General features: G+C 41.2%; 6 protein-coding genes. All 6 read right to left on the reverse strand.

What is annotated here, in order from left to right:
- Positions 1 to 216 (reverse strand): UvrD-helicase domain-containing protein (locus L976_RS23300; protein WP_197062280.1); only part of this gene is annotated, 216 nt, incomplete at its 3' end.
- Positions 213 to 1,865 (reverse strand): ATP-dependent nuclease, encoded by a 1,653-nt coding sequence (locus tag L976_RS13040; protein ID WP_047537325.1) that lies wholly within the window; start codon positions 1,863 to 1,865, stop codon positions 213 to 215. The genes L976_RS13040 and L976_RS23300, both read right to left, overlap by 4 nt.
- Positions 1,866 to 1,915: 50 nt before the next feature.
- Complete coding sequence (locus L976_RS13045) at positions 1,916 to 8,062, reverse strand: AAA family ATPase (protein ID WP_047537327.1); 6,147 nt, start codon at positions 8,060 to 8,062, stop codon at positions 1,916 to 1,918.
- A 200-nt stretch (positions 8,063 to 8,262) separates the two neighbouring features.
- A complete protein-coding gene (locus L976_RS13050) occupies positions 8,263 to 9,519 on the reverse strand; it encodes a Y-family DNA polymerase (RefSeq protein WP_047537329.1) in 1,257 nt (418 codons plus the stop codon).
- Positions 9,507 to 9,935, reverse strand: a complete 429-nt coding sequence (locus L976_RS13055) for a LexA family protein (protein ID WP_047537332.1) — start codon at positions 9,933 to 9,935, stop codon at positions 9,507 to 9,509. The genes L976_RS13050 and L976_RS13055 overlap by 13 nt, the downstream gene beginning before the upstream one ends.
- Before the next feature lie 118 nt (positions 9,936 to 10,053).
- The gene (locus L976_RS22380; protein WP_052183998.1) at positions 10,054 to 10,434 is read right to left on the reverse strand and encodes a hypothetical protein; all 381 of its coding nucleotides are present in this window, start codon (positions 10,432 to 10,434) and stop codon (positions 10,054 to 10,056) included.
- Positions 10,435 to 10,764: the final 330 nt, after the last annotated feature.

The following is a 10,764-nucleotide window of genomic DNA, read 5'->3' on the forward strand; positions in this document are numbered from 1 at the left end:
CCAGTGCTTAATAAGAAAGGAAAACCAAGTAATTACATACAAATTAACTGGGACACATCCATTAACTTTAATGATTTTACCAATGATTTCATCACGACATGCCTCCGTGTATGTGGTAACCAAAATCCGCTTGCCTGAAGTGGCTGCCTTTAATGCTTCGCTTACCACAAAGGTGCTTTTACCCGCTCCAGCAGAGGCGATGATGACTTTGTTCATTCGATTGCATCCAGTATGTACTGCGGATACTGGATGCTGAGCGCCGCAGTATTCTTATGATTAAAGAGCTTCAATGCGCAATCTGTTTTATTCGCTCGCATGTAAATGCGTAACTCATCATCAGAAGCATGTGTAGTCCCTAAAACGGTATTAAGTTTTTCTCTACTGTTGGCCTTCAGCAATTTAGGCTCAAGCGTATTGTAATTGTATGTTTTTGTACCCACCATCAGCTTACCGGTATCAACAACCGGGTCAAAACAGATATCAATGTGTGGTTTTTTATTCGCATCTAAATAGGCGCTGTATTTTTTCTGGATTGCGGCAATATCACCATCATTGTCCGTTACGACGCAGGTAGGTTTGTCGATAATCGCAGCAATTTCCAGAAATCTCAGAAACGAAATTCCCACGGAAATTACTTCTATCCCGTCCTCAATGGGCAGTCTTTCTTGGTTTGCATCCATGTAGGCTTTTTGAACCACAAGTTCGTCAGAATCGCCTTCAACCAGAATAGCTTTCTTACACAGAACCATTCGAAGCGTGTCGTAGCCCGCAATCTTTTCGAAAAACTCTTTTGTGTCTTGTGTTAACGAATCCAACTTCGTCGTCTTGCGGTTCGAGAGAAAAATCAGATCACCAAGACCGAGTTTGTTCGCAACGAAACTACTGTGAGTCGTAATGATGATTTGTTTACCTTTACAGTTGTCTTTTATGGTCTTGATGAGCAGATTAAGCTTGGTGTGTGACAGGTTATTCTCAGGCTCTTCAATCAGAATCACATTCGATTCTTTTGCTTTATTGTGCGAGAGCGCCAAATTTGTCTTCACAATACTTTGCTCGCCCTTTCCTATGTAGTTAAACGGAACATCATCTAGGCAGGTAATAAGACTTGATTCCCATGCTTTTTGAGAGGAAAGTTCAACCGAGATAGTGACCTTTTTACTGGTGATCTTGCTAGCACTGATAATTTTCTTATTGATGATTTCGATGGATTCGTCTGATATGAAGGCTTCTTTCATTTTACGGTGCGACTGAGAAACACTAATGACCTCATCGTCCGTCAGCAGGTCCTTGATTATTCTGCTTATGTAAACATCTGATCCATTATTACCTCTTACTGAGGATGAATCGATAAATGCAGACTTGAGGGGGATGCTGCGTGACGAGAGTGCGTCTCTGCTGAAGCTTTTCCACTCAATATCGTAATACTCGATAGGCAACGTTCTAATATCACCTGCTTTCAAGAGAGCTTCATAGGCAGCATTATAGTCCTCGTTAAACTTGATTTTAAACATAACTCCCACTGAGGAGGACTTCAGGCTGTTCCCATCTCCCTCTAGGAAAACCGTGTCAGGCGTCTTTTGAAAGTGAAGTTCAACAAATAGTTCTGGTGGCGGCAGTTTGGCTGCGGTTGCAAGGCTGACTAGATATTCCTTCACTAACTGATCATTAAAGAGATATTGGCTGATGTTGTTCTTTACAGGTTTCCCCGCATACAACCCCGTCAAACCTAAGTTGATAGCCTCAAGGATGGTACTTTTCCCCGCTTCATTGTCGCCTACGATAATATTAACTGACTCATTGAACTCGATGCAGAATCGGTCTTTGAAGCCCTTAAAACCCTCAATAATTAACTTTGTAATAACCATGAACAACTCCATTGCATGTTATGTAACAATGCACATCGATACCAATGTGACTACCAATTAATTCTCTGTTGGATTGAAGTTATGTCAGGGTCGTATGTATTTCGACCATAACTTCGTATGACTGCATTTACTTTTATCGCTTCGCCAATGACTTCCCTGATTTTTTCAACTGCCTCGTCAGAGGCAATTACAAGCCATCCATTTGAACAAATATCATCCATTTTAGGTGGTTGTCGAGAAATAGGACCATCTTTCCAATAAATGCTCTCAACCATTACCTCCCCTTTCTTATTGATCCAGCGGAACACTCCTTCATCAGAAACAGACCAACCCAGGAACAAAGCAATAGATGGATTTAGTGCTAACCACTCAACGCCTCCATGATCGATGTATGCATCTGTTCCATAAATTACCAGTGATGGTTCTCTGGTAGCAGTAATTTCAGGGTAATCAATTGCAGACCAATGCATCATGCTTGGGAAGAAAGTATAAGGTGAGATAACTTCTACATCGTCATTCCATTCAGGATGACAGACTGTAGACATACGAACCTCCGTCGGTAAATCCCAGTCTAACCAGCTCCAGGTTGTAAGTTCACCAATAATTTGTTTTCCAGTGTCTATACGATCAACAAATTGTGTAATACCTTTTTCAATATTTCCCAACCATTCATCGTGCTTGTGAGATATATCTCGATCTTTTGCTTTCGGAACAACAATACAATCAGGTCTAATAGCGGGCTCAAGCTCCAATAACATCTCATCACTACGTTTGAAAATATCTCGCAGAAGATCAACTCCTTGAGGAGGTATTCGCCCTGCATCTAATAACTCGCATACCACATAAGAGAGTGCTAGCTTTGCCACTTTTGGTCTCAGACGATGATAGGTCAGCTTGAGCCCAACACCTTCCAACCAGTCCCTATAAATTTCCTCAGCCTGCTTATTCCATTCGTTCTCTGGAATCAAAGTTTTCATAAACTCACAAAATCTGTAGGCTAAATTCTCAAACGGTACGTTTGACATATCAGCCACAAGCTTCGCTTCAGTCATCAAAGGCCTAAGCAACTCAATCGGGTCATCAACATCAGGAAGTGTTTCTCCTGGACGGATTGCTGAAAAAGGAATAGCTTCCTTTTTATTACTTATTTCTGGTAATTCCAATTCGTATATCAAAGGTAACTTTGAGCGTTCATGTGGAGGTAATCTACCTTCGATTTCTAGCCTACTAGACAAATCCAAGGCAATCATCCTCACACTAAAGTCTTCAGATGCACAGAGTGAAGATATTTCCTGCTCAAATTGAAGAACACCCCCTTTGAAATCATTTGCCAAGCTACTTAACAAAGACACTACTTTTACCTGCGTAAACCCAATTTTATCTATTCTATCAGCTACTTGACTAAGAATTTCTGGCCGATTTGCTTCAATTTTAGCCAAATCAACTATTGCCTGATGAGCCATAACCCCTAATTCAGGAATAGCCACATCAAGCATATCGAATGCAAATTCAATGAGTAAACTAGTATCCTTCTTCTCGCCAATTTCATCTAAGAGTACCGGTGGTTTCTCAGTCCCTTGTTCAAAAGCGTCTAGCTGGTATACATGTTCTTTGATTTCCTTCCAAATGGGCAGGACATCTTTATCCTCAAAGAGGATATCGACCATTTCTGGTAAGTTCGAAATTAAACTGCTTGGATTCCTATATTCACCAATGTAATCATCAACGAAACTAGCGAACGCTTTAGAGCGCCACTGTTTAGCATCAATTTCAACAAGGGCTCTAAATATCGACAGCCTAGAACCCCCATCCCAATTCAAATCCCAACCTTTAGCATCTGAGTTATCAAATAAACCTTCTAATAAACTGTTCGCTTTATCCACTTCACCATGTGAAGACAATGCGCCAGCAATACAAGAAACAACATTATTATCATGCTTAACTGGCTTTAAAAGCTTATAGAGTTCCTCTAATTGAGGGACATTCATACCTTTTAAAAAAGGTTGAATTAAGTTCATCCAGCGGAAATATTCAACGGATTTTACAGTTCGAAGAAGCTGAAAAAGGCTTTCAGAAGAATTTACTTTAAGTTGAGCCTCTTCTTCTGTAAGTTTTTCCCCTGTATTTAGTGTCAGAGAAGGTTCATGAGTAACATGCTTTTCCTGGGTGGTAGAAATCGCCATTGAGGCATAAAAACTATTGTCCAACCCCGCATCCCTGACGCCAAGCGCTACCCCTTCTAACCACGAGTAACGATTTGAAGGCAATAAGTGTATATTAATAGCTGCAATAAGCTTTTCTATCTCATCCGTCACCCCATCATCAGAGGATTGACAAGTCCGAGATACTAATTTTTTAGGCAGTTCAGAAGGATTATACTCTTCGAAAGGGATCAGCAACTTTCTCGTCATCACTGATATTTCTTTCAACGGCGGACTAGAGCCATCAAGCATTCCAGACAGCAACCCTGTTAGGCCCGGAGCATAATCAAGTCCTTTATGATCGAATAACCACCTCAAGAGCTTTAAACCATATCCCGGATTCCAACGTGTAGTCATAGTGATGAGATCAAGTCCTGCTTCCTGCGTACCACGACCATTTCCCGACTGTTCCAAATCTACTAACGCCAAAGAAAATCGACATATTTCATCGTAGGCTAAATCAGGATATTGACTGATCAGCTTACCTAACCACGATACCCAGTGGGAAAATTGCCTGTCTTTCCTATGATATATTCCAAAAGAACACTTGAAGATTTTTGGTAACAGGCTAGCCGCTCGATCTGGTTTACCAATCTTTGACCACACTATAGAAAGTTCATAGTACTCAGATATTTTAGAGTGAATGTTGTCAAAATCGGGGATCTCTTTTTCGATTTGATCCAGTAAGTCAACTAAACCATCCCTGCTATATCCTTCCTTATACAAAGTGAAAGCAATCTCTCTGCGCCAGCCAGTCGGCCAATACCGTTTATCCCAATCTTTTATAAACGCATCGGCTAAAGCCAAAATACAATCATGTCCATGCTGAGCAGCAGCCCTTATTGCGAAGTTAAAGTAATCAACAGCGGCTGATTCGAACTCATACCACCCAATCCAATCCCTTGTTTGATCATAAGGCTTTCGTAACAATTCAAATGATGGCTTTATCTCCTGAACAATAAAACTTGGTAGCAGCTTCTCTCCAGCCCAACCCCGTCCCCAAATGCTTGAAAACCTCACTAAAGCACGTTCAAATAAGACGTTTCCTGTATACTTTTTTTCGCTTTCATTTGGAACCACCTTAACAGGATCAACACCTTGTCCCAGGGCTGCTCGTAGTCTGTTAAGACGAATTCTATCTGCGAATGGACTTAGGTTCTTCCATTGGCCATGAACACCATATTTATACAGTTTTGGCTGTTCAAAATTTTCAAACCATTCTTTAGCTTTTTCTACACTTCCATTGGTTCTGTAATCCAGTTCAGCAACCAACAACTTTTCTGAAAAATCCAAGTCATTATTTTCAGACCAGTCAATAACAGCCTTGAATGTGGTGTCTATCAAAGCCAATGGATATTGCTTAGTGCATATGGAGATACATAAAGCTATAAAACTATCAAAGTATTGCTCTTTTTCTGATAAGAAATAGAAAAGCTCCGTTACTTTTTCTTCGTCTTTTGTTTCATAAACACCATTGACCAACCGTCTCATTAAGCGAGCATGCAGGGCTTCATCATTCCCACTCGATGCACCCACAACATCAATTTCATACTTTGTTTGGTGTATAGTTGAGACAAGGTCGCCTAGCGGCATGAAATAATGAGCCACATCAACCCATCGTTTCAAATCTTCAGTTCCACTGCGATGCGGAACAACAGCATCCCCACCCGACAAGTAACTTAGCGGCTCAGCAGATTCAAAGACCCTTTTAGCTTCATTAAAGAATTTGTTCTCAGCTAGAACTTTTGAAAATTTGAGTGCTTCTGAATCACTTACCCTTAGCAGCTCACCATCGAATATGTAGCTAAGCGCTGAACTTACCCCTTCCGATGAAAATAAGAGCTCAAGTACATCAACCTCATTAAGGGCGTCTCTTCGCTCTCTAAGCTCACTTTCAATTAAGAGACATCTCACTACGGCAAGCGGATCATTCAGCTCCTTCGCAGACAATAGAACAGCGTCAATATCATCAGTCAAACTCGAAGCATTCCGAAGATTAAAAAACTGTTCTCTAAAGTAACCTTGAGTCCCTGTATCAATTACAGCTTTCATCTGCCGAGCATTAAAAAGATGGTAAACAGCCTCCCATCGCATTGGATCATTATGCTTAGACGATTGAATACAGTGTTCAGCTAACAACTTGTGATATTCAACACTCTTTGAATCATCTAGATTACCAAATAGGTTTCGGCTCGTTTTATCTAAAATAAACTGTCGAAAACTGTTATGAAAAAAACGCCAACTTACATGACTATCCTTCTTGAAATAGTGGGATGCGCTTGAAATAAAAGCGCGAATAGTTGAATGATCAGACCATTTTTCAAGCACTTGAGTATTTATTGGCACTCTCAATCTTGACAATAACGCAAGCAAGTCAACAAGCTTCTGATTACTTTCTATTTGTCGCCAATAAACTGAGTAGCTTTGCTCAATATGCCCTTGGTAAAGAGGAAAATCATCAATAGCTTCATCATAATCCCTACCCGATCCGCCAGTAATAAATTGCAGCAAATAAACCAAAGATAGTGGGTGTCCCAATGACTTTTCGAAAATTTTCTTCTTATTACCATCTGTTAGTTCGGAACAACCAGGCCATTTGTTTATGGCTGCATAGACATTTGCCCGAGTCAAAGGCGATATGACAATAGTTCGACTTTCATGCCTGACATGCTCCTTTATCGTGTCAGAGAGATCGTTCAACTCCAGTGTTTGACTACCTAGAACAAACACCACTCCATCAGGCACGGTGTTAGGAGAGGGCAAATCTGACAACAAACTCTGTAGAGGGTTTTGCTCTCGTTGAATATGGTCTAACCCATCGACCATGATGACGGTAGTTACGCCATCATTTTTCCATTTCTCATGGGCTTGCTGAAGCTGCTCTCCTAACAGAGATAGGTATTCTTCTCTTGAGCCTGGCTGCCCAGAACTTTCACCACGAAAGCCATGATTTTTTAGCGACAAGGTGATGTCATGAAGAAAAGTAGTCGCTTCACCACGCCCTTGATAAGTGCTATCGGGAACATATGCGTAGTATCTAACTAATTTATATCCTGCTTTATACTTCAAAGTATGAGTAAGCGTTGTTGACTTTCCCGAGCCAGGAGTTCCAAGCAATGCGACATACCCCTGCTTGGTGTGTGATAAAACATCAGATATAGAACTGACTGTGTCCTCAATTTCTTGATAGGTTCGATCTATAGGAAATTCGTGAACAAACTTATGCTTAAACCTATGACTCCACGCCATCCGATCTAACATATCATCTTTGGACAGCTCAATAATTCGACGTTCACCTCCCGCCATTTTCGTTAGGAGGTTATATATTTTTTCAATATCTTCCTGTTTTCTTGCTTGCCCTTGATTGGTTATAGGGATATCAGCTGGTCGCTTATAGTTAAATTCAAGCTCACAACAACGAATAAAATTCAAAAATTGGTCATCATTAAAATTTGACCGTCTCTGTAGATCCAACAGTGCTTCTTTCCAGCATACGGCTACTTTATCAAGGCCAGTTTCACACCATCTTCTATCAAACCAACATTCTTTTAAGAAAGATTGAAAGTGAGCATGTTGAGGGGGGGTATCGCCTAAAGGAATCTTTGCGGTAGGGTTTGAGCTCGGTACCAATTTGTGAAGCAGATGAACTTTTACAGTTCTTTCTTTATAATTTTCATTTAAGTGTTTCCATCCTTCAGCAAGCTGCCTGAAAAGGCTAAGCTTTTCATATCCCTGCTTTGTAGAGCTATCTCTTACAAAGTCTGCATAACTAATTGATTCAACGTATTCCGCCCATTTCACCTGATACGCATCAAGCTTACCAGTAGTCGCTATAAGTATGTCATCCAAGTTTCCTGCATCTGGGTCGGCCACTCGAAACCACTCGAGACTTCCATCAAGCAAAGCTTCATAAATTAGGCCTGCTGCTATTTCATACTGCGGTACATACCCCAGCATTGCAGTGCGTTCACCGTCACCTGAATTAGTATTCGACACTCTTACATGCTCCTTAAAAAGACGATGCCACGCTTCCTTTTAGATATTTAAGAAAAATATACTTATCGTTTATTAGTAGTCGGAGGGGGACTGAATCGTCACTGTTTCCGTCGCCACTTTGTCGTATTACTCAAATTTGATCAACATTAGGCAAGTGATGTTCAACTCAAATCGCGTTGCTAACTTTGAATGGGGCAAAATTAGCACTTTATCATAGGCAAACAGTCCCATTTGGTTGTGTACTGCGGGCTAAGCAGTTCTCGCCGCATAGACCACTTTTGTTCGATTCCCTGTGCGGCCAAGAACAGCGTATCGCGGCCATACCTTAAGTTAATGCCATCAAGCGTTTGCATCAAAGCAGGATTAGCTTTTGGCGCATTAAATAAGTCGAATTGCTGATGCTTGTCACAAACGAGGTTGATGAGCCCAACTCCGATCTTGTAGTAGCGCACACCTTCTCTGAATAATTTTGGTGCAGCCGCTGACACTGCCTGCGTCATTTCGACCGTGCTATTTGTCGCACATGGGAAATGGATAACCGTTTTATAGCTAATAGGTTGATCATCAAACGGCGAATTACTGGCGAACAGTAGCATTGACTTGCAACTAGAGCCCTGTGCCCTAGCCTTTGCTGCGGCAATGCCAACATGCTTACTTAATGCCTGCAGTAAAGAGTTAAAATCGGTTATCCGCTCACCAACTGAACGAGTTGAAAATATCTGCTGTTTATCGGCTCTTGCCTTATCCCATTGTTTGCACTCGATGCCATTTAGCTCACGAACCGTACGCTCTATTTCAATGCTAAATTGCTTACGAGCAAGCCCTACAGGAATCTGTGATAGGTCATGGGCTGTTTTAATGTTCATCAACTCGAGTTTTTTACTAATACGACGACCAATACCCCAAACATCACCGACACACAGCTGCTTGAGGATTGCAATTCGTTCTGCTTCATTCTCAATTAAACAGACACCGTCATAACCTGGTAATTTCTTTGCGGCATGGTTAGCCACTTTTGCTAGGGTAAGAGTGGGCCCAATACCAACACAAACTGGCAAACGAGCCTCTTGCCACACTGACCTGCGGATTTGCATACCTTGCTCTTTCAAGCATTTGATTGCTGGATAGCAGTGCTTAAAAGAGAGGAATGATTCATCAATCGAATACACATGCTGTTCTGGCGCAAAGCGACCAATGATCTCCATCATCTTTGAAGATAAATCAGCATAAAGCTCATAGTTACTCGAACACGCTATAACGCCAAGCTTTGCACATTGCTCTTTAACTTGGAAATAAGGCGCAAATTTAGGAATGCCAGCCTCTTTTGCCTGGCGGTTAGCCGCCACAATACAGCCATCATTATTACTTAAAACAATTATCGGCTTACCGCGCAAATCCGGTCTGAAAACTTGCTCAGCAGAGCAATAAAACGAGTTTGCATCCACTAAGGCGTACATAGTCTTTTGCTCAGCAATGGTGATTTTAAATGCATCCTAATAGAGCGGATAACGACGCCTTCTATTCGAAAATTATCATAATCATGGATAGCAACCGCTTGATATTGCTCATTTGATGACAACAGCATCTTATGAGTTTTATCAAGGATCTTGCAGACAAACTCATTATTTAACTGAGCGACCACAACCGCACCATTCTCCGCTTTTATATGTCGATCAACGATAAGCAAATCGCCATCAAAAATGCCTTCTCCCTGCATTGAGTCTCCTTGCGCCATGGCAATAAATGTTGAACTCGGATGCAACACCAATAGCTCATCTAGGTCGAGTCCTAGCTGCCGGTATTCTTCTGCAGGGCTTTCAAAGCCACTAATGCCTGCTTGAGCAGGCACCGGAATAATGGGATAAACACACATAGCGCCACCAATACTGTATATAAACACAGTAATTATAGCGATCGCTATGCTGTTATCAAATATTTGATGCGATAGTTATCAGTAAAGTGATTTGCAGGTGATGAAGATATCGTGAAACCTAACCAGCCTTTTGCCCTACGACAATCAAACTGTCTGTATATGAGTAACCATATGCAAATGGATATGCATCTTTACCCAACAATGATGAGTAAACATCGGAGTGGTACTTCCCTGAAGTGATTGGCACAATCTCTTTAAGAATATATCCAGCATTTGTTAGCTCAGTTAGAGCCTGCTCCAAATCACTAGATAAACGCTCACTATCGACTTCACAGTCAGAATATTGAGTGATTTTGGCCAGTTCCGCGACGATGACTTTCTTGTTTGTCCAAGGGTCGTTTATCTGCGCATTTTTATCTAAGTCTTTATAAACAGGATGACTCTGTTCTGGCCCCATTTTTTTGAAAAATGCTTTTACGTGTAAAACCTTATGTTCCATAGATACGCCCTTCCAATACGGCTACAATCAATAAATTTGATCTAACCAACCTAGTTAACAGCATGCTGGTACTCAATATCAATCAAAATTGATTCGTGCACTATGAATGAATTGATATAGGTACTTTTTCTGAATGTTGAAGCAATGGCTCAAGCTCAATGGCATAGGAACGGTGCCAGAAGTCGAGATCAGATGGTGCAATTAATAGCGGCATTCGATTATGATATTGGCTACATTGTGTTGTTGGCGATGTGTGTACTGGTCAACCCAAACTGGACACTTTTACTTGAGAATTCTCAAACTCTACAGGTGACAGATCGTCATTAGCAG

The sequence above is a fragment of the Shewanella sp. ZOR0012 genome (genome assembly GCF_000798835.1).
In the GTDB taxonomy this organism is placed as follows: domain Bacteria; phylum Pseudomonadota; class Gammaproteobacteria; order Enterobacterales; family Shewanellaceae; genus Shewanella; species Shewanella xiamenensis.